Origin of the sequence: Oceanibaculum pacificum (assembly GCF_001618175.1) — a bacterium.
Lineage (GTDB): Bacteria > Pseudomonadota > Alphaproteobacteria > Oceanibaculales > Oceanibaculaceae > Oceanibaculum > Oceanibaculum pacificum.
Genome location: NZ_LPXN01000046.1, coordinates 32932 through 53144 on the forward strand (window position 1 = coordinate 32932; position 20213 = coordinate 53144).

General features: G+C 67.0%; 19 protein-coding genes. 12 read left to right on the forward strand and 7 right to left on the reverse strand.

What is annotated here, in order from left to right; translation table 11 throughout:
* Positions 1-9 precede the first annotated feature (9 nt).
* Genes AUP43_RS03930 through AUP43_RS03960 form a run of 7 tightly spaced genes read left to right on the forward strand, consistent with a single transcriptional unit; the run spans position 10 to position 8144 of the window.
* Positions 10-1242, forward strand: a complete 1233-nt coding sequence (locus tag AUP43_RS03930) for a glycosyltransferase family 4 protein (protein ID WP_067552963.1) — start codon at positions 10-12, stop codon at positions 1240-1242.
* Entirely contained in the window at positions 1239-2405 is a 1167-nt protein-coding gene (locus AUP43_RS03935; RefSeq protein WP_067552965.1) for a class I SAM-dependent methyltransferase, read from the forward strand. The genes AUP43_RS03930 and AUP43_RS03935 overlap by 4 nt, the downstream gene beginning before the upstream one ends.
* A 35-nt stretch (positions 2406-2440) precedes the next feature.
* A complete protein-coding gene (locus tag AUP43_RS03940) occupies positions 2441-3568 on the forward strand; it encodes an FkbM family methyltransferase (protein WP_067552967.1) in 1128 nt (375 codons plus the stop codon).
* Positions 3561-4754, forward strand: coding sequence for an FkbM family methyltransferase (locus AUP43_RS03945; protein ID WP_067552969.1), 1194 nt, complete (start codon positions 3561-3563; stop codon positions 4752-4754). Before AUP43_RS03940 ends, AUP43_RS03945 begins: the two co-directional genes overlap by 8 nt.
* Positions 4744-5556 (forward strand): cephalosporin hydroxylase family protein, encoded by an 813-nt coding sequence (locus AUP43_RS03950; protein ID WP_067552972.1) that lies wholly within the window; start codon positions 4744-4746, stop codon positions 5554-5556. Before AUP43_RS03945 ends, AUP43_RS03950 begins: the two co-directional genes overlap by 11 nt.
* A gap of 1 nt (position 5557) precedes the next feature.
* Positions 5558-6565: a TIGR00180 family glycosyltransferase gene (locus AUP43_RS03955; RefSeq protein ID WP_067552975.1), complete on the forward strand. Its 1008-nt coding sequence runs from the start codon at positions 5558-5560 to the stop codon at positions 6563-6565.
* Positions 6552-8144 carry a glycosyltransferase family 29 protein gene (locus AUP43_RS03960; RefSeq protein ID WP_067552977.1) on the forward strand — a complete coding sequence of 531 codons (1593 nt, stop codon included), beginning with the start codon at positions 6552-6554 and terminating at the stop codon, positions 8142-8144. Before AUP43_RS03955 ends, AUP43_RS03960 begins: the two co-directional genes overlap by 14 nt.
* Here AUP43_RS03960 and AUP43_RS03965 read toward each other — a convergent pair.
* The 6 genes from AUP43_RS03965 to rfbG are packed head-to-tail and all read right to left on the reverse strand — an operon-like array spanning position 8121 to position 13391.
* Entirely contained in the window at positions 8121-9014 is an 894-nt protein-coding gene (locus AUP43_RS03965) for a class I SAM-dependent methyltransferase (protein WP_067552979.1), read from the reverse strand. The two genes, AUP43_RS03960 and AUP43_RS03965, sit on opposite strands and share 24 nt — an antisense overlap.
* Positions 9015-9035: 21 nt before the next feature.
* Complete coding sequence (locus AUP43_RS03970; protein ID WP_067552981.1) at positions 9036-9824, reverse strand: SDR family oxidoreductase; 789 nt, start codon at positions 9822-9824, stop codon at positions 9036-9038.
* Complete coding sequence (locus AUP43_RS03975) at positions 9821-10540, reverse strand: acylneuraminate cytidylyltransferase family protein (RefSeq protein ID WP_198154818.1); 720 nt, start codon at positions 10538-10540, stop codon at positions 9821-9823. The genes AUP43_RS03970 and AUP43_RS03975 overlap by 4 nt, the downstream gene beginning before the upstream one ends.
* Positions 10537-11526: a Gfo/Idh/MocA family protein gene (locus AUP43_RS03980; RefSeq protein ID WP_067552985.1), complete on the reverse strand. Its 990-nt coding sequence runs from the start codon at positions 11524-11526 to the stop codon at positions 10537-10539. The genes AUP43_RS03975 and AUP43_RS03980 overlap by 4 nt, the downstream gene beginning before the upstream one ends.
* A 10-nt stretch (positions 11527-11536) precedes the next feature.
* Positions 11537-12307, reverse strand: coding sequence for a sulfotransferase domain-containing protein (locus AUP43_RS03985; protein WP_084462551.1), 771 nt, complete (start codon positions 12305-12307; stop codon positions 11537-11539).
* 4 nt (positions 12308-12311) lie between these two features.
* Complete coding sequence (gene rfbG, locus AUP43_RS03990) at positions 12312-13391, reverse strand: CDP-glucose 4,6-dehydratase (protein WP_084462552.1); 1080 nt, start codon at positions 13389-13391, stop codon at positions 12312-12314.
* A 139-nt stretch (positions 13392-13530) separates the two neighbouring features.
* On the opposite strand from rfbG, the gene aepX reads away from it, so the two are divergent.
* The 3 genes from aepX to AUP43_RS04005 are packed head-to-tail and all read left to right on the forward strand — an operon-like array spanning position 13531 to position 17086.
* Entirely contained in the window at positions 13531-14832 is a 1302-nt protein-coding gene (aepX, locus tag AUP43_RS03995) for a phosphoenolpyruvate mutase (protein ID WP_067553003.1), read from the forward strand.
* The gene (gene aepY, locus AUP43_RS04000; RefSeq protein WP_067552989.1) at positions 14829-15965 is read left to right on the forward strand and encodes a phosphonopyruvate decarboxylase; all 1137 of its coding nucleotides are present in this window, start codon (positions 14829-14831) and stop codon (positions 15963-15965) included. Before aepX ends, aepY begins: the two co-directional genes overlap by 4 nt.
* Positions 15962-17086: a phosphonoacetaldehyde reductase gene (locus AUP43_RS04005; protein WP_067552991.1), complete on the forward strand. Its 1125-nt coding sequence runs from the start codon at positions 15962-15964 to the stop codon at positions 17084-17086. The genes aepY and AUP43_RS04005 overlap by 4 nt, the downstream gene beginning before the upstream one ends.
* A 1-nt stretch (position 17087) precedes the next feature.
* Here the strand turns inward: AUP43_RS04005 and AUP43_RS04010 are convergent, their stop codons facing one another.
* A complete protein-coding gene (locus AUP43_RS04010) occupies positions 17088-17993 on the reverse strand; it encodes a nucleoside-diphosphate sugar epimerase/dehydratase (RefSeq protein ID WP_067552993.1) in 906 nt (301 codons plus the stop codon).
* A gap of 96 nt (positions 17994-18089) precedes the next feature.
* Here AUP43_RS04010 and AUP43_RS04015 point away from each other — a divergent pair, with 96 nt between their 5' ends.
* Together AUP43_RS04015 and pseI are read left to right on the forward strand one after the other, a co-directional pair.
* Positions 18090-19031, forward strand: coding sequence for a PseG/SpsG family protein (locus tag AUP43_RS04015; RefSeq protein ID WP_067552995.1), 942 nt, complete (start codon positions 18090-18092; stop codon positions 19029-19031).
* The gene (pseI, locus tag AUP43_RS04020; RefSeq protein WP_322096366.1) at positions 19028-20074 is read left to right on the forward strand and encodes a pseudaminic acid synthase; all 1047 of its coding nucleotides are present in this window, start codon (positions 19028-19030) and stop codon (positions 20072-20074) included. Before AUP43_RS04015 ends, pseI begins: the two co-directional genes overlap by 4 nt.
* Positions 20075-20213 lie beyond the last annotated feature (139 nt).

Below are 20213 nucleotides of genomic sequence, written 5' to 3' on the forward strand. Positions count from 1 at the left end.
GCGCGCACCATGAGGCTGGTCCATATCACACCGCATCTGGGCGGCGGCGTCGGCAAGGCGGTCGCCACGCTGATCCGGCAGGCGGCTGTCTCGCGCAGCGACGTGCGGCACAGCGTGCTCTGCCTGGAACAGCCGGAGAAACGCCACGCCGTCGACGCGCTGTGCGCCGTCGGCTGCCCGGTGACCATCGCCCCGTCGCTGGAAGAGGCCCGCCGCGCCATCGCCGAGGCGGATATGGTGCAGCTGGAATTCTGGAACCATCCGGAAATACCAAGGTTGCTCTGCGCCCTGGGGCCGGTTTCCCTGCGGCTGCTGGCCTGGTGTCATGTCTCGGGCCTGCACGCGCCAGCAATCCCGGCCGGGTTGTTGGAGTCCGACGCGCTGGTCGTCTTCACCTCGCCCTGCTCGCTAGCCAATCCAAGGGTACGCCGCCAGGGCAGGGACCATCCGGTGGTCTCCAGCGGCTGCGTCGACGAATTGCCGGCCTGGAACGGGCCGAACCCGCCGCGAATCGGCTATGCCGGGACGCTGAACTTCGCCAAGCTGCATCCCGATTTCGTCGGCTATCTGGCGGAATTACCCGCCGACGCCACGCCGGTGCATCTCTATGGCGATGCGGTGAACCGCGACCATCTGGAAGCGCAATGCGCCGCCGCCGGCCGGCCCTCCCTGCTGCGGTTTCATGGCTATGCCGACGATATGCCGGCGGCGCTGCAACAATTGGGAATCCTTTGCTACCTGCTGCACCCGCAGCATTACGGCACGGCGGAGAATGCGCTGATCGAGGCGATGGCGATGGGCGTTGTGCCGGTGGTGCTGGATAATCCGGCGGAGCGCGCCATCGTGATGGATGGGGATACCGGCTTCGTGGTCGCCGACAAGGCGGGCTTTCGCGCGGCAATGCTGAAGCTGTTGGGCGATCCCGCGCTGCGCGGGCGGATGGCGCGGCGCGGGGCCGCATCGGTGCGGTCCCGGTTCACCGCCGCACGCATGGAGTCCGGATTAGCAGCGCAGTATAAACATCTGATAAAACAGGATAAGAAGGAATTCCGGTTCGAGCGTGTTTTCGGCGCGACGCCGGGCGAATGGTTCGCCAGCTTCCAACCGGCCGGTCCGGTGGCGACCGCGCTGGATGCTCCGTCAGAACGCCGCAAGGGCAGTCTGCATCACTTCCTGGAGAAGTTTCCCGACGATCCGACGCTGCGGCGCTGGGCGGACGATCCGCATGGGGCGCTGCTATGAGTTGCCCGGCCTGCGGCGCCACGCTGGCATCCGTCGGAAGCGTTCCAGCGAAGGATTTCGACGGATCGATCTTCACCTTCGACGGCCAGTTCCGGCATTGCCCGGCCTGCGGCTTCACGCGGGTGGAGACCGGGCTGTCGGACCGCGAAATCTCCCGCCATTACGCCGAGGTCAGCCTGTACGTGGCGCTGTCCGGCGTCGGCGTTGGCGGCGACAGCGCGCAGGATCGCGCGCGCTATGCGCAATATCTCGCCTTGATGCGGGCGAATCGGGTGTCGGAAGGTCGCCATGCCGATATCGGCTGCTCGCGCGGCGGTTTCGTGCGGTACCTGGCGGCGCAGGCCCCGGCCATCGTCAGCACCGGGGTGGATTGCGACGCGCGCAGCCTGGCGGGATTGGCGGCGGACGGCTTCGGCGCGCTGGAGGGCGATGCCTTCGCCCTTCCCTTCGCCGATGGGGAGAAGGATGTGCTGTCCTACTTCCATGTGCTGGAGCATCTGTACGATGTCGATTCCGCCCTTGCCGAGGCGGCGCGGGTGCTGAAGCCGGGCGGGGCGCTGATCGTCGAGGTGCCGGACGCCCTTGGCTATTTCCAGCCGGAAACCTATGTCGGGCCGATGTTCTGGCTGGCGATGAAGGAGCATGTGAACCACTTCACGCCGCGCGCCTTGCGGCATTTCCTGCGGCGCAACGGCTTCGCGACGGTGGATGTCCTGCAGTCGCGCCAGCCGATGAAGGGCGACAAGCATTACCCCTCGCTGCTGCTCTGCGCGCGCAAGGACGCCGCTGCGGATATTGACGCGGCGGTGGCGGACGGCCCCGATTTTCCCGCCGCCTTCCGGCGCGATACCGCGATCATGCAGCGTTACGCCCGGGAGATCGCGGCCGACCCGTCCGAACCGCTGTGCTTTTGGGGCATCGGGCTGGAATTCTTCGCCTTGTACGGCTATGCCGGCCCGCTGCTGGCCGGAAGGCAGGTCCGGCTGCTCGACCGCAACCAGACAAAGCTGGGACTCACGGTCGATGGGCGGCCGGTCGAGGCGCCTGAAGCCGCCGCTGGGCAGGGCCGTCTGATCTGTTGTTCCTACATGGCCGGCCCGGAAATCCGGGAGCAGGCGATGGCGCTGGGCTGGCCGGCGGAGTCGATCCTGTGCCTGTCCTGAGGGAGCGTCATTTCCCCGCCCCGCCGGATGCGGCGATGGCGGCCGCTTTGCTGCGGGAGATCGCCGACTATCCCGCCGATCCGCGCCCCCGCGCCATCGACCGGCCGCTGGCGCTGTATGGTGCTGGCGATCTGGGGCGCATGGCGCGCGACCATCTCGATCATCTAGGCATCCCCGTAGCGCTGGTGGTCGATCGCGATGCCGACCGGCTGGCCGCATCCCCGGCCTGGCAGGGGATGCGCCTGCTGACGCCGGATCAGGTGCCGGAATCGGCGAAGCGGGAGATGCTGCTGGCGGTCTGCGTCGCCACCGCGCCCTATGCGCCGCTGGAGGCGGATTTGTCTGCGATGGGCTGGCTGGATATCGTGCCCTTCTATGATATCGCGGAGGCTTATCGCGACCGCCATCCCCTGTCCAACGGCTGGATCGCGCCGCCGCTCGATGCCCGCGACAGGACCGGCATCGCCACCGTTCTCGATGCTTGGGACGACGATCTGTCGCGCGCGCATCATCTGCAATTCCTGGCCTGGCGCCGGTTGCGGCAGGAATGGCGTTTCACCGGCGCGCCGGTCACGCTCGACGACCGGTATTTCATCCCCGAACTGCGCGGCCTGCTGACCGGCGGCGAGCGCTTCGCCGATATCGGCGCGCATGAGGGCGGCGTGATCCGCCGGTTTCTCGATGTCGTCGGCGGACAGTGCGCGGCGATCTGGGCGGTGGAGCCCGATCCGCGAAACCGCGCCCGGCTGCGCATGGCCGTTGCCGGCGATGGCCGGGTGACGATCATCGACAGGGCCGTGGCCGATGGCGAGCGGCGGGCCGCCTTCGCCGCCGGGCTGGGCTATGCCTCGCAGCTTTCCGGGATAGGGGGGAAGCCACTGGACGTCACCACCATCGACCGGCTGGGCATCGATCCCAGCGTCATGAAGCTGCATCTGGAAGGCGGCGAGCTGGCGGCCCTGCGCGGCGCGCTGGAAACCATTATGCGCTGCCGGCCGTTGCTGGCGCTCACCAGCTATCATAACGCGCTGGGGCTGTGGGAGTTGCCGCGCTGGCTGATGCAGGCGCTGCCGGAGTATCGCTTCCTCCTGCGCCTGCATAGCTGGGTCGGCACCGGAGCGGTGATCTATGCAATCCCGAACGAGCGGGGCCGCGATGGATAATCGGGAAGCGGCCTTGTTCCGCCCGCTGGCGTCCCTGCGTGACATGCGGGGGCTGTGGCCGCTGGTCGATACGGCCATCGCGGCGCGTGCGGCGGAATTTGCCGGTCGAAGTGCGGCAGAGGCGTTGGCCGCTGCGTCCGGCGTGGTGCTGTATGGCGCCGGCGATTTCGCGCGCGCCGTGCTGGATGCCTGGCGCGATCAGGCAGTCCCCGTGCGCTATCTGGTCGATGGCAATGCCGGGAAATGGGGTAGCGACTGGCAGGGCCACCCGGTGGTCTCCCCCGACAAGCTGGCGGCCGATGGATCGCGTCCCTTGGTCGTGGTCGCGGCGATGGATACCCGGGGGATCGGGCCAAGGCTGGAGGCGCTCGGCGTGCCCTGCCTGTTCGCCGAGCGGGACGGTTCCGTCGGTTTCCTGCCGGGCAGCCTGCTGGCGCGGCGTCGGCAGGCCTGCGACGCCGTGTTCGATAGCCTGGCGGACGACCGGTCGCGCTTCGCATTTCTCTCGGTGGTGCTGGCGCGGCTGTTCCAGGATTTCCATTTCCCGATGAGGGGCAATCTGTTCACCGACCGCTGCGCCACCTATCCGCAATATTTCCCGGACGATATCCTGCGCCTGGGGGAGGGCGAATGCTTCATCGATTGCGGCGCGTTCGACGGCGATTCGCTGACCGGCTTCGCCGCCGAGGCCGGGCGTCTGGGGCTTAGCACCTGGTCGGCGCTGGGCATCGAGGCGGACCCCGCCAACGCGGCGCGTGCGCGGGCCAATCTGGCCGCGCTGGGGCTGGGCGACATCGCCATCCATGAGGCGATCCTGGGAACCGGTCGGGAAGGGGTGGGCAGCTTGCATCTGCATAATTGCCAGGGCGGGCGGATCGAGGGGAGCGAGCACAGCACTGCGCTCGACGACATCCTGGCCGACCGGCGGCCGACCTTCATCAAGATGGATATCGAGGGGGCGGAACTGCCGGCCCTGGCCGGGGCGCGCGCGACGATAGCCCGGCATCGCCCGAAGCTGGCAATCTGCACCTATCACACCACCGCCGACCTGATCGAGATACCGCTTTTCCTGGCGGATAATTTTCCCTTCTATGATCTGTATCTGCGCCATCATCGGGGCGGCTCCCTGTGGGAGACCGTCTGCTACGCCTTGCCCCGCCGAACCGGAGAGTCCCATGACGCCTGAAGAAGAATTCGCCCAGCGGGTGCAGGGCAATATCCGCCGGCTGGGCGCGGATACGGATTTCCGGGGGCTGACCAATGTGTGGGTTCGGGAATCGATCCGCCATTCCTATGCGCAGAATTTCACCTGGCTGGGTCGTCCGGTGATCCAGGTGCCGCAGGATGTCTACGCGATCCAGGAGCTGATCTGGCGCATCCGGCCCGATCTGGTGATCGAGACAGGCATCGCCCGTGGCGGCTCGCTGGTCCTCAGCGCTTCAATGCTGGCGTTGCTGGATTACACCGAGGCCGTCGAGGCTGGCGCGCCGCTGGTTCCGGCGGACTCGAAGCGGCGGGTGCTGGGCATCGACATCGACATCCGGCCGCATAACCGTGCGGCCATCGAGCGCCACCCGATGGCGCATCTGATCGAGATGATGCAAGGCTCCTCCATCGATCCCGATATCGTCGCGGCGGTGCGCAAGCGCGCGGCCAGCTTCAAGCGCGTCATGCTGTTCCTGGACAGCAATCACACGCATGACCATGTGCTGGCCGAGCTGGAGGCCTATGCGCCGCTGGTTTCGCCCGGCAGCTATTGCGTGGTCTGGGATTCCGGCGTGGAGGATCTGCCGGAAGGCTTCGTGACCGACCGGCCCTGGGGCAAGGGCGATAATCCGAAGACTGCGCTGTTCGCTTATCTTGAAGAACTGCGCGGCGCGGGACGGCAGGCGGCCGATGGCGCGCCGCTCAGCCTGGAGATCGACAAGGATATCGAGCACAAGATCATGATCACCGCCTCGACCGACGGGTTTTTGAAAAGGGTCTAGGATGCGTGCTGCCGCGCAGGATCTGACGCTGATTCTTCCCACCTATAACCGGGCGCATTTCCTGGCCCGGTTCTTCGATTATGCGCGGGCCAGCGGCTTCGACATGCCGATTCTGGTCGCCGACGGCAGCGAGGCGCCGGGGGCGGAGGCCAATGCGGCTATCATCGCCCGCCATGCCGAGGGGCTGACGGTGCGGCACCAGCGCTACGATTCGTCGGTGACGCCGGGCCTCAGGGTCGGCATGGCGCTGATGACGCTGGAGACGACCTATTGCCTGATGTGCGCCGACGATGATTTCGTCTTTCCCTCCAAGGTGCGCGAGGCGGTGGCGTGCCTGGAGGCCGATCCCGATGCCGTGGCCTGCGGCGGGCCGATGATCGTCTTTACCGCCAATCCGGCCAAGGGGCCGGCGCTGCGGGTGCATGTCTCGCATGATGTGCAGGGGCCGACCGCCTTGCAGCGGATCGATGCACATATGACGCAATACCGGCCGACCTTCTATTCGGTCTATCGCACGGCGGCCATCCGCACCGCCTATGGCGAGGGCGTGCAGGCGTTCAATTTCTGGCCGCGCCTGGCGGAACTGGTGCTGTCGTCAAGCCTGCTGGCGCAGGGCGGCTATCGGGCGCTGGACGGTTTCTACGGGATGCGCGAGATGCATCCGACACAAGAATCGAAAACCGGGGCGCAGTGGCTCGACATGATTATCGACCCCGCCTTTTCCACCCATCTCGATGTCGCGGCCGGGCTGGTCGCTGATCTGGCGGCCCCGCGCGACGGCGTGTCCCGGCAGGTGGCGCTGGATGCCGTCAAGCTGTCTTTCTTCCGCTTCATCCATGCCAATTACGGCAAGGTGCTGCGCGGCAACCCGTCGGCGCGCGTGCTGGAACGCCACGGCCGGCAGCGCGACGCGCTCCAGCCTATTCTGGCCGCCCCGCCCGAGGAGATTGCGGCGGCGCTGATCTCCGTCGGGGCGCGGCAGCCAATGGCCGTCGATGCCGGACAATAGGCCGACGCTGTACTGGCGGGGGCGGCGGCGGCAGCGCGCCAGGGACTGGCGTGGTGCCGCCGAGGCCTATCTGGCGGCCTTGCCGTCCGAGACCGACGAGGCGGCGGCGGATTCGGCTTTCCGCCTCGGCTATGCGCGGGAAAAACTGAACGATCTGGCCGGCGCCAGGGATGCCTATGCTCAGGCGGTGGAAATCGCCCCCGGCACGCCGATTCGGCATTATCGCCTCGGCTTCGTCGCCGACGCCTTGCAGGAGTGGGAACTGGCGGCCCGCGCCTATCGCGCCGCCATCGATGCCGGCGGGACGGTGCCGAACTGGTTCTACCGCCTGGGCCGGGCGCTGGAGCGTCTGCGGCACTGGGAGGCGGCGGGGGCGGCCTATGCGGCGGCGATCCGGCGCAGCGGCAATCGCCCGGCCTGGCAGACCCGCCTGATGCGCATCAGCGTAATGACCGGCGACTGGCGGGATGTGGCGGCGCTTTACCCAGGACGATCGGGCGTACTGCTCGACGCGCCGGCGGATGCCTTGACGGAAGAGGCGCTGCGCGATGCACTGGCCGACGGCGCGACGGACCGGGAACGCCCAGCCGGCTGGTGGCAGGCCGCCTACATGCGGCTGTTCAATCTGGGCCAGTTGCGGGCGGCCTATGCGGCGAAGCGGATCGCTGTGCGGCGCAGCCGGGAGGATGCGGCGCAGGGCGGCACTGCCCGCCAGCGGCTCGATCTGGCGGCGGCCTGCATCGACCAGGGCGATTATGCGGTGGCCTATAGCCTGCTGGCCGGCCAGCCATCCGAGGAAGCGGCGGAGATGGCAGCCGGGGCGGCGCTGCTCGATGGCCGGCCGGAGGAGGCCGCCTGCCTCTGGCGCTCCGTGCCTGCCGACCGGGCGTTTCGCACGCTGATCGAGGGTCGCCGGGTGGCGATTGTCGGCGCGGCTAATACCGGTCTGGAAATGGGGGCGGAGATTGATGCCGCCGATGTGGTGATCCGCACCAATTACCTGAATCCCGACGCCATCGAGGCCCGCGCCGCTTATACCGGCCGCCGCACCGACATCGCCTATTATAATTTCGCTTTCGAGGAGAAGAACCGGGACCGGATTCTGAGTCTGTTGCGGGTCCGGCCGTTGGACTGCGTCGTGCTGCATCCGACCGGCTACAAGGCGGCGGCCGCGCGCTATCGCGGCGTGCTGCCGGTGCGCAAGCATTACGGGTTTCGCGGATTCTACGGGCTGACGGCCTATGCGATACCGCGCATCCTCTACGATGTGCTGCGATTCCGCCCGGCCGCGGTGCGGGTCTATAACAGCGACTTCTTCCTGGGGAAGGACATCCATTACAGCGGCTATCTGAAGCCCGAGGATTTCCCCGATCACGACCCCGATTTCGTCTTCATGATGGGGTATCACGATATCCTGCGGAATTTCCTGTTCACGCAGATCCTGCACCGGCGCGGTTATTGCGGTGGCGACAGCGTATTCGAGGCGGTGATGGCGCTGTCGCCTGACGATTTCCTGGACCGCATGTCGCTGCGGGTGCGGGCCCTGCTGGCGGCGTCAGAGCGGGCGGCGCGCCCGTAGATACAGCGTATCCGCCTGGCCGGTCGCCTCCAAATAGGCGCGCCACTGGCTGTCGGCGGTGCGGTCGATGCCCGGCAGCGTGCGGTGGCCGGTCGGCTTGCGGTCGCGCAGCCAGGACAGCGCATTGGCCATGCCGAAGCCATGCACGAAACGTTCTTCATTCACGGTGAAACCGGCCTTTTCGGCGCAGAGGCGCAGGCTGTCGGCGGCGAAATACCAGCGATGGACCTGGCGATAATAAAAGGCGGGAAATTCGTCCGGCAGCAGCGTCATCAGGATATCGGCGCGGTTTGGCGTGGCGATGACGATCTCGCCGCCAGGCTTCAGCAGCGCATGGATGTCGCGCAGGAAGCCGACAGGGTCGGATACATGCTCGATGACCTGGAAAGTGACGGCGATATCCACGCTGGCCGGCCGCGCCGCCGCCGCGTCCGAGGCATAGGCGAAATGCGCATAGCCGCGCTGGCCCAGCGAGTCGCGATAGAGCGGCGTGGGTTCGATGGCGATGATCTCCGCCGCCAGCCCGCTGACATGATCGAGGAAGCTGCCGGCGCCGCAGCCGATATCGGCCAGAATCTTGCCGCGCAGCGACAGCGGCCAGAGCGCGGTCAGATTCTGCAACTGGGTGGGATCGGCATGGGCGAAGAAGGCCTCGGTGCTGAGGCCCTGGCCGAGGGCTGCCCTGTAGGCCTCGCTTTCATAGGCGGCGGAATCTATCGAGCAGGCCTCGTCCAGCCGCTCGACGCCGCAGCCGCCGCAGCGCCCGACCCGGCCAGCCTCGTAAGTCTGCCCGAAGCCGCCGGCGCGGATGCGGCCTTCATAGACCACGCTCCAGCCGGTATCGCCGCAAATCTCACACGCATCGAACATCGGGATATCCTCGCAGGCTTCCTACCAGGCGGTCAGGCCGCCATCTATCGCGAAATTCTGCCCCGTGCAGTAGCGCGAGGAATCGCTCAGAAGGTAGATCAGTATGCCGGTGATTTCATCCTTGTCGGCCATGCGGCCCATCGGCGTGCGGTTGCCATAGGCCTCGGCGAAGCGGGCATCGTGGCCGTTATAGACCCCGCCGGGGGAGACTGAATTCACCCGCACCTGGCTTTCCGCCCACCAGGTCGCCAGCCAGCGCGTCAGGCCGATCAGGCCGGCCTTTGAGGCGGCATAGCCGGGGAAGGATTTGAACGGCTGGCCGTCATAGATGCGATGGTCGGGGCCGACGATGCCATAAATGCTGGCGACGTTGATCAGGCTGCCGCCGCCCTGCGCCTTCAGCGCGCGCCCGGCCTCCCGCGCGAACAGGAAGGCGCCGGTCAGATTCACATCCATCGTCGTCTGCCATAGCGAGAGCGGATACTCCTCGAAGGGCGGGAACGGGTCGCCGCCCTGCCGGGCCAGCGCCTCGCCGGTGACGGCGGCGTTGAAGATCGCGCCGTCCAACCCGCCCAGGGCACCCACCGCCGCCGCCACGCCGGCGACCATCGCCGCCTCGTCGGTCGCGTCGATCTCGATGCCGTGCGCCCCCAGTTCGGCGGCCAGCGCCATCACGTCGCTGCCGGGACGGTCGGCGATGGCGAGGCGCGCGCCATGCTCGGCCAGGATGGCGGCATGCCGCCGCCCCAGCACGCCGCAGGCCCCCAGCAGCAGGACGCGCTTGCCGTCGATATCGGTGCGCAGGCTCATGGCGCTATCCCCAGCTTGCGTTTCATCAGGAATTCGATGATGGCGAAATCCAGCTCGGAATCGACGTCGAAGCTCTTTTCCGGGCCGATATCGTAGCCCTCCATATGACCGTCCAGCAGGTAGCCGGCCTGGCGCACATAGTCCGGCGTCATGATGTAGATGCTGGCGACATGCTCATAGACCGGCGGCGCGTCCTGCCGGCGCACCACCGTGCCGGGCAGCGTCTTGGAGAGCTTCAGCGCGCCGGTCGCGTCCGGCTCCACCATGTTGAAATAGGGGTTCTTGCGGGCCTCGCAGATGGCGAAGACGCCATCCACCCCGTATGGCCGCCGGGCGCGGAACTGGGCGATGGCGGCCGAGATATCGGCTGTGTCGCGCAGCGGGTTAGTGCAGTCGAGGTCGAGGAAGAATTCGTATTCCTCGCCATAGTGATCCTCGCAGGCTGCCAGCGCGTGCTGGAACACGGCGAATTTACCGGCTTCGGAAGTCGCCAGCTCCGGCGGCCGCGTGAACGGCGTTTCCGCCCCGGCGGCGCGGGCGGCGGCGGCAATCTCCTCCGAATCGGTGGAGACCACGACGCGGTCGATCTCCGGCGTCGCCAGCGCCTGCTCGACGGACCAGGCGATCATCGGCCGGCCCAGCAGCGGGCGGATATTCTTGCCCGGCACGCCCCGGCTGCCGCCGCGCGCGGATATGACGCAAAGCCCTGTCATCATGGCTTCTCCAAGGTTACGAAGCGATTTTCCGCCTGCGACCGCCGGGCCGCCAGCACGATATCCAAGGCCGAGATGCCGTCCGCCAGCGAACACAAAGCGGGCAGGGCGGGGTCGTCCAGCCGGGCCAGGAAATGGCGCATGTGGGACAGGAACAGATCGTTGCGCTGAAACGTCTCCGGCGTGCTGTCGATGACATCGACATTGTCGCCTTGGGCGCGGCTCAGCACCCCATCGCGCAGCGACCAGCGGTAGATATGGTCGGCGGTCACGATCTCCGCCTCGCCGCGATAGGCGGGGGCGAGCATGTCGAGCTGGATATGGCCGACGACGCCGCTGTCGTGCCGCAGCAGCAGATTGCTAAAATCGTCGCCCGCGATCTCCAGCGGCCCGCGCCGGTCCAGCATCGCGGCGACCTGCCGGACCGGGCCGAACAGCCAGAGCGCCAGGTCGATCTGGTGGATCAGATCTGACAGCGCCCCGCCACCGCGGGCTGACTGGGCGCTGTAGCCGGCCCGGTAGTCGCTGCCGGGCCGCCATTCATCCAGCCGCTGGCCCATCGCCAGCCGATAGCCCGCGACCGCGCCATCGCCCAGCTCCCGGCGCAGCCGCGCCAGATTGGGGTGGGCGCGCAGCTGGCAGCCGATTTCCACGATCTGCCCGGCCGCCAGTCTTTCCAGCGAATCGACATCCTCGCGATCATGCGAGACCGGCTTCTCCAGGAACAGCGGTTTGCCCCGGCGCATGGCGGCCAGGGCCAGGGGCATGTGCCGGTCGGTCGCGGTGGCGACGACGATTGCGCGGGCTGCATCGAGCGCCGGTTCGAAATTCGTCACGGTGTCGATGCCGAACTCCCGCGCCAGATCGCCCACCAGCTCCGCGCGTTCCCGCCAGGCGATCACCGGCGCGCCCAGGCGCTGGAGGTTGGCGATATGCCGCCGGCCGATGGAGCCGGCGCCGCAGACCAGGATGTGAGGTTTGTCGTCCATCGACCCGCTGCTACAGGCCTAGAGGGGAAAAATCGACATGAGGATAGTAGGCGGCGAAGTCCCATACTCTCTGTTTAGCGGATTCGGGTACAGCGATTCCACGCCCGGTGACGGCTGCGTTCTTGCGGGTGCGCGCGGCCTCCGTCTTCTCGATGGCGGCGAGAATCTCGGCATCGCTGACCGGAATTCCGGCATAGGAGGCGATGGTGCGCAGAGTGTCAGCCCTGTCCTTCAGCAACGCCTCGTAGGAGATGGTCAGCCGGTCCGGATACTCCAGCCAGCCCAGATAGAAGTTGAAATACCAGGGCATGACCATGTCGGCGATGAAGCCGAACAGCCTGTCATCCGGCCAGCCCTTCATCTCCTCGGTCGCGTAGGCTCCTGAGCTGATCAGCGATTCGTTCAACAGATGGTCGCGGATGCTGACCATGATGTCGAAGATGTTCCGTATCTGCACAACGACGCGCAGATCGTGACGCTCGATCAGCATCCGGGTCGGCAGAGAATTGCGCAGATGCATTTGGCTGACATAGCCGACGGGGCGCTGCGGATCGCTCAACTGGCCAGTACGCCACAGATAGCGCATCAGCCCTTCCTTATAAGCCTCTTCATCGAGCCGTTTTTCGCTCAGCTCCTGCTCGCGGCGGTCGAAGCCCGGCACCAGGATCGCTTTGCGCATGCCGGGCAGGCGCGCGATCAGCGCCGATAGGTAGGTGGAGCCGCTTTTTGGCATGCAAGCCAATAGCAGCCTGACAGGTTTCTGCGCCTCTGTATTGCTCATCCCCTCATCCCCCTACGATGCCATAGTCGCGCATCTGTGCTGCCGTCAGCGCGGAGGCGTCCTCACCCGCATGCCAACGTCGATACCACGCGACGGTGCGGTCCAGCGCGGTTTCAACGTCCCAGCGCGGAGCCCAGCCGAGCAGTTCTCGCGCCTTGCCGCTGTCGATTGCCAGCAGTCCGGCCTCGTAGCCACCCTCGTCGGGAATGTGCCGCCAGCTTGCGCCCGGCCAATGCGCGGCGAGACGGTCGGCTACCCAGCCGACCGGCCGGCTGTCGCCCTCGGCGGGGCCGAAATTCCAGGCCTGGTCGGCCAGCCCCGGCTGCTCCAGCGTCAGCCGGCCCAGCAGCAGCGTGGCGCCCACCGCTTCCAGCACATGCTGCCAGGGGCGCACGGCATCGGGACGGCGTATGATCAGCGCCTGCCGGTTGGAGAAAGCGCGGATCGCATCGGGCACCAGCCGGTCCGCCGCCCAGTCGCCGCCGCCGATGACATTGCCGGCGCGGAGGGTTGCGATGGCGAGGCGCCGACCGGATTCTCCGAAATAGGCCTGGCGATAGGAATCGATGGCCTGCTCGCTGCCGACCTTGCTGGCGCTGTAGGGTTCGAGACCGCCCAGCGCGTCGCCCTCCCGGTAGGCCTGCATGGTTTCGTGGTTGCGATACACCTTGTCGGTGGTGAAGGCGACGATGCCGCGCACGCTACCGGTGCGCCGGGCGGCTTCCAGCAGATGCACTGTGCCCATGACGTTGCTGGCGAAGGTGTCCACCGGATCGTGCCGTGCGGCGCGCACCAGGGGCTGTGCCGCCAGATGCAGGACAATTTCCGGCCGGGCATCGGCCAGGGCGGCGAAGGTTGCCTCCAGGTCGCGCAGGTCGGCATGGCGATGGGCGATGCGCGTCGACAGCGCCGCCGTCTCGAACAGTGACGGCGTGGTGGGCGGCGGCAGGCTCAGCCCCGTCACCTCTGCGCCAAGCTCGTGCAAGGCGAGTGACAGCCAGCCGCCGATGAAGCCGGTATCGCCGGTTATAAGTACCCGTCGGCCCCGCCAGAAGCTTCGTGTGTCCCCGTCGATTGCCGGCACGCGCGCGCCCTTTTATGCTCTGCGGATCGGCGTCCGCTTTTCCCAGTCAAAATACACAGCCCGCCCGAGATAGTATATTCTCGGCAATAATTTATCGTCGGATATCCAGACGGCTGCACCAGAACGGATGGAGTTGCAGATGACCAAAACGGTATATGTCGGCATGAGCGCGGACCTGGTGCATCCCGGTCACCTCAATATCCTGAAAAAGGCGGCGGAGCTGGGCGAGGTGACGGTCGGGCTGCTGACCGACGAGGCCATCGCCAGCTACAAGCGGCTACCCTACATGACCTACGAGCAGCGCCTGGTGGTGGTCGAGAACATCAAGGGCGTGGCGCGCGTCGTGCCGCAGCGCACGCTCGATTACGTGCCGAACCTGCGCGAGCTGAAACCCGATTACGTCGTGCATGGCGACGACTGGAAGACCGGCGTTCAGGCCACGGTGCGCCAGCGCATCATCGACGCGATGAAGGAATGGGGCGGCGAGGTGGTCGACGTGCCCTACACCCAGGGCATTTCCTCCACCCAATTGAACCGGGTGCTGCGCGAGATCGGCACCACGCCGGAAATCCGCCAGCGCCGGCTGCGCCGGCTGATCGAGGCCAAGCCGATCGTGCGGCTGATGGAGGTGCATAACGGCATCACCAGCCTGATCGTCGAGCATGCCCAGGTGCCGAGCGACAAGGGGCCGCGCGAATTCGACGGCATGTGGGGATCTAGCCTGACTGAATCTGTCTCCAAGGGGAAACCGGACATCGAGGCAGTCGATTTGACCGCGCGGCTGAGCATGATCAACGACGTGCTGGAGGTTTCCACCAAGCCCATCGTGTTCGACGGCGATACCGGTGGCCAGCCGGAGGTCTTCGCCTTCACCGTGCGCACGCTGGAGCGCCTCGGCATCTCCGCCGTGGTCATCGAGGACAAGGTGGGGCTGAAGAAGAACTCGCTGTTCGGGACCGAGGTCGACCAGCTTCAGGACAGCATCGAGGGTTTCTGCAACAAGATATCGATGGGCAAGAAGGCCCAGGTGACCGACGATTTCATGATCGTCGCGCGCATCGAGAGCTTGATCCTGGGGCAGGGCATGGAGGATGCGCTGGCCCGCGCCAAGGCCTATATCGAGGCCGGGGCGGATGGCATCCTGATCCATAGCCGGGCCAAACAGCCGGACGAGGTGCTGGAATTCTGCCGCCGCTATGCCGAATTTCCGCAGAAGGCGGTGCTGTTCGCCGTGCCGACGACCTATAATTCGATCACCGAGGACGAGCTGGCGGCGGCCGGCGTGCAGGTGACGATCTACGCCAACCATCTGATCCGCAGCGCCTACCCGGCGATGTGGGAGACCGCGACATCGATACTGACGCATGGACGCTCGCTGGAGGTGGACGATAAGATCATGTCGATCAAGGACACGCTGGCCCTTATTCCCGGCACGAAATGACGAAGCTGAACCCGCAGGATTTCCTGGACCCGCTGCTGGCGGCGGGGGTGGATTTCTTTGCCGGCGTGCCGGATTCGGTGCTGAAGGATTTCTGCTGGGCGGTGGATGCCGCTCTGCCGGCGGGCCGTCACATCATCGCCGCCAATGAGGGGGCGGCCGTCGGGATGGCGGCCGGCCATTATATCGGCACCGGGCATGTGCCGGCGGTCTATCTGCAGAATTCCGGGCTGGGCAATGCGATCAACCCGCTGCTGTCGCTGGCCGACGCCGAAATCTATGGCGTGCCGCTGCTGCTGATCGTCGGCTGGCGCGGCGCTCCCGGCCTGAAGGACGAGCCGCAGCATCTGAAGCAGGGCCGCCTGACCCCGCCGCTGCTCGACGCGATGGAGATTCCCTGGTGGGTGCTGCAGGACCATCTGGACGATATTCCCGGCCTCGTCGCGGCGGCGCTGGCGAAGGCGGTGGGGCGTCTCGGCCCGGTGGCGATCCTGGTGCATAATGGTCTCTTCGCCGCCTATGACGGGCCGAAGCCGGCCAGCCCGGTGCAGCCGCCCTTGGCGCGCGAGGCGGCGCTGAAGCTGGTGCTGGACAATCTGCGGCCGGACGATCTGGTGGTCGGCACCACCGGCATGATCTCGCGCGAGCTGCACGATCTGCGGGTCGCTTCGGGCAAGGGCCATGCGCAGGATTTCATGATGGTCGGCTCAATGGGCCACGCGATGAGCCTGGCGCTGTCGCTGGCCCTGGCGCAACCGGAGCGGCGGGTGATCTGCCTGGATGGCGATGGCGCGGCGCTGATGCATCTGGGCGGCCTGTCCAATATCGGCGCACTCGCCCCGGATAATCTGCTGCATGTGATCGTGAATAACGGCGCGCATGATTCCGTCGGCGGCCAGCCCAGCCTGGGTTTCCATGTCGACTTTCCGCAGATCGCGCTGGCCTGCGGCTATCGCCATGCCGACCGGGCGGAGACGGAAGCGGAGATCGCGGCCCTGCTGGGCTCGCACCAGACCGGCCCGTCGCTGATCGACCTATGGGTCGCCAAGGGCGCGCGCGCGGATCTGGGACGGCCGAAGATCGGCCCGCGCGAGAATATCGACCTGCTGATGCGCCATCTGGGGACCGCCGAATGATCGCCTGGGACTGGCAGGCGCCGGGCCGGCTGATCGTCGGCCCCGGCAGCCTCTCGCGCCTGGGCGAACTGCTGACCGAGGAGCGGGTGCTGCTGGTCACCAGCCAGGGCTGGCGGCGGCGCGGCATCGTCGGGCAGGTCTGCGGGCTGCTCCCGGGGGTCGAGGTGGCGGCGTTCGACGAGGTTGAACCCAACCCCGATATCGATGCGCTGGACGCGGTGCTGCCGATGCTGCGCGAGGCCAGGGCGGCGCTGATCCTGGCGGTCGGCGGCGGTAGCGCGATCGACACCGCCAAGGGCCTGGCGGTGGCGCTGCCCGCGCCGGGCTGGGGGTTCGATGCACATTTTCGCGGCGGCAAGAAATTGCCGAAGCACGGTCCGCTGCCGATCCTGGCGGTGCCCACCACGGCGGGCACCGGCGCGGAGGTGACGCCCTTCGCCACCATCTGGGACAAGGCGGCGCGGCAAAAGCATTCCCTGCAAAGCGACCTGCTGATTCCGCGCGGCGTGATCCTGGATGCGGAGCTGACGCTGGGCCTGCCGCGCGCCACGACGATCGCCTCCGGCCTGGATGCGCTGTCGCACGCCTTCGAGGCGTTGTGGAACGTAAACGCCAGCAACCTTTCGGACGGTTTTGCGCTGCAAGCCCTGCGGCTGCTGTTCCGGCATCTGCCGATGGTGGTGGAGCAGCCCCGCGCCCTGGCTGGCCGCGCGGCGATGCTGGAGGCGAGCCTGCTGGCCGGCATGGCGATTGCCCAGACCCGCACCGCACTGGTGCATTCCATGTCCTATCCGCTGACCGCCGTGCTGGGCGTGCCGCACGGCCTGGCCTGCGGGGCGTTCCTGGCCGGCGTGCTGGCCTATAACGTCGAGGCCGATGATGGCCGCATCGCCCGCGCCGCGCAGGCCCTGGGGTTCGGCGACATAGCGGGGCTGCGCCGGGCGCTGGACGATCTGCTGGCGCGGCTGGGGCTGGCCGATGCGTTGGCGGCGGCAGGCGTCAGCCGCGCCACGGTGGAGCCGCTGGCCGGCCAGATGATCAATCCGGCGCGGGCCGGCAATAATCTGCGATCCGCAGATATGGCGGATGTGCGCCGGCTTCTGTCGGCCTCGCTGGGCTGAGCTATTTCACGAAACCGCTGGGGAATATGGTCTCGATATTCCCGTAATCGGTATAGCTCCAATGCTCGTTCGGTGTGCGCCAGTCGCCATACATCTCGGCCAGATAGGCTTCATGGTCGATCGGCACGGGAATCTTGCGGCCCTTGAAATTCATGTAGTCGACCTCCCGGTAATAGCGCTCCGGGAATTTCAGCAGGATCGGGCCGACGCACCAATAGACATGCTCGCCGCGCACGATCTTGCGATGCGCGTCGAACAGCTGCGAGGCGGATTTGAGCATGTTGATATCGGATTTCGACCACAGCTCGTAATCATTATTGTAATAGACCGTGGTGAAGTCGAACTCATTCGCCAAGATGGCCCCGGCCTTCTCCAACGCCACATCCTCGCCGCCGACAATGGCGAGATCGACCTCTATTTCCCAGGGAATGAAGTCGCCGGTCCGCGCCAGGCCCAGCAGGAAGGAGTGGTCGGCGAAGTAGCGCACCTTGCAGGAATCTAGCACATCGAACACGGCGTCGAAGTCGGCCGGGGTGAGGTTGGCGCTGGACGGAATGGTCCGCCCTTCCTTGAAAAGCTGCTTCGGCGCCGGGCGGATGCGGCTGCGCGCCATGCCGTAATGGCCGGTCAGCACGCCCATGATTTCCTGCTGGAACATGCTGGTGATGACGATGAAATCGTAGCCGCCGCCGGGGATGTCGCCGAGCGGCAGGATGGGCACGCCCGCCACGCGCGTGGCGTGCTTGGCGCTGTCGCTGTCGGTGAAGGCGACGATCTGGAAATGGCGCGACAGGACGGTATGGGCGTGCTGCCCGGCCGACCCGGCGCCGAACAGCACGATGCGGCTGCCCGGCGGCATGTTCAGCATGGCGAGCAGCTGATCGTGCCGGCTATCGTCCTGGTTCATGATTCGCGCTGCCGCGGAGTGTGCATTATCTATGCTCTGGTCCCGATCCGGGAATAGTATCGGGGTGGTAGGGCCAGCACAAAGAAGAATAGCGCCATGGACACGATCATCCTTGCCGATTGCGGATCGGAAATCGGCCTCGGCCATCTGCGCCGGTGCCTGGTGTTGGCGACGGCGCTGGCCGGCCAGGGGGCGGTCTGCCGGGTGCTGACGCCGGAAGCCAGCGGCGCGGAATTCGCCTTCGCCGCCGGCTTCGAGGTGGAGGCCTGGCCGGAGGATCTGGCCGCGCTGCCGCCGGCGACCCTGCTGGTGGCCGACAGCTACCGCCTGCCGATCGAGACGATGCGGGGCTGGCGCGATCTCTTCGCCTGCCGGGTGCTGATCGACGATCTGGCGGACCGGGATATCGATGCCGATCTGGTGCTGAACGGCAATCTCTACGCTGCCGGGCTGGACTATGCCGCGCCGTCGCTGCTGGGGCCGGAATACGCGATGGTAGACCCCGCCTTCTTCGCCCTGCGCGGGCAGGAACGGGCCGATCCGCCGCGCGCGCTGATCGCCTTCGGCGGCACCGATGACGGCCATATCGGTGGCGCGGTGGCAACCTCGCTGCTGGCGCTGGACGGGCAATTGCGGGCGGATATGGTGATCTCCCCTCTGCATGCCGAACCGCATCTGCCGGACGGGCTGTCGCATGGCCGTCTGAAACTGCATCATGGCGCCGACATGGTGGCGCTGATGGCCAGCGCCTCGCTCTATATCGGCGCCGCCGGTTCGACGGTGCTGGAGGCGGCGGCGGCCGGCCTGCCGATGGTGGTGACCGAGCTGGCGGATAATCAGCGGCTGAATATCCAGGCGCTGCGTGAACTGGGCGTCACCGCCTTCGACGCCCTTGAGACGACGGCCCTGGCCGAGGCCGCCGGGGCGGCGCTCCGGCAGGGCGAATCGCCCTTGCTGGCGCTGATGCAGCCCGGCGGGGCGGACCGGGCGGCTGCCGCGATCCTCGCTCATATGGCGGAACGGGGGAGCGGCAGGTGAGCGACATCCGCATCGCCGGCCAGCCGATCGGGCCGGGCCATCCGCCCTATGTCATCGCCGAAATGTCGGGCAACCATAATGGCGATATCGGCCGCGCTTTCGCGCTGATCGAGGCCGCCGCCGCCGCCGGGGCCGACGCGGTGAAGTTGCAGACCTACACCGCCGACACCATCACGCTGGATCATGACGGACCGGAATTCCTCATCCAGGGTGGGCTGTGGAATGGCCGCCGGCTGCATGCGCTGTACCAGGAGGCGCATACGCCCTGGGACTGGCACGAAAAACTGTTCGCCAAGGCCCGCGAATCCGGCATTGCGATCTTCTCCTCGCCCTTTGATCCGACCGCCATCGAGCTGCTGGAGGGGCTGGGCGCGCCGGCCTACAAGATCGCCTCCTTCGAGATCGTCGATCTGCCGCTGATCCGGCTGGCGGCCCGGACCGGCAAGCCGCTGATCATCTCCACCGGCATGGCGATTCCAGCGGAGATGGAAGAGGCCGTCGCCGCCGCCCGCGCGGCCGGGGCAAGGCAGATCGTGCTGCTGCATTGCGTGTCGGGCTACCCCACCCCGCCGCGCGAGAGCAATTTGATGACCATTCCCGACATGGCGGCGCGCTTCGGCGTGCCCATCGGTCTGTCGGACCACACGATGGGCACCGCCGTGCCGGCCGCCGCCGTGGCGCTGGGCGCGGTGCTGATCGAGAAACATTTCACCCTGCGCCGCGCCGATGGCGGCCCGGATTCCGCCTTCTCCCTGGAGCCGGAGGAGCTGGCCGAGCTGGTGCGCAATTGCCGCATCGCCTGGGAGGCGCGCGGGGCGGTGGATTACGATCTCAACCCCAGCGAGGCCGGCGCGCGCGCCCATCGCCGCTCGCTCTACGCCGTCGCCGACATCGCCGCCGGGGAGGTGCTGACGGCGGCCAATATCCGCTCCATCCGTCCCGGCCTGGGCCTTGCCCCCAAGCATCTCGACGCCGTGCTGGGCCGCCGCGCCAAGACCGCAATCGCCCGAGGCACGCCATTGAGCTGGGAATTGCTGGAGTAGGGCGGTCAAGTCCGGCAATGGCGGGCGCTCCCGGGTGCCGCCCTTTGCGCCCTTCCTGATCACCGCCGTTGAGACCGCTATCCTTGCCGTCCACACAAACCGTCACCCCCGGCCTTGTGCCGGGGGTCCATGCTTCCGC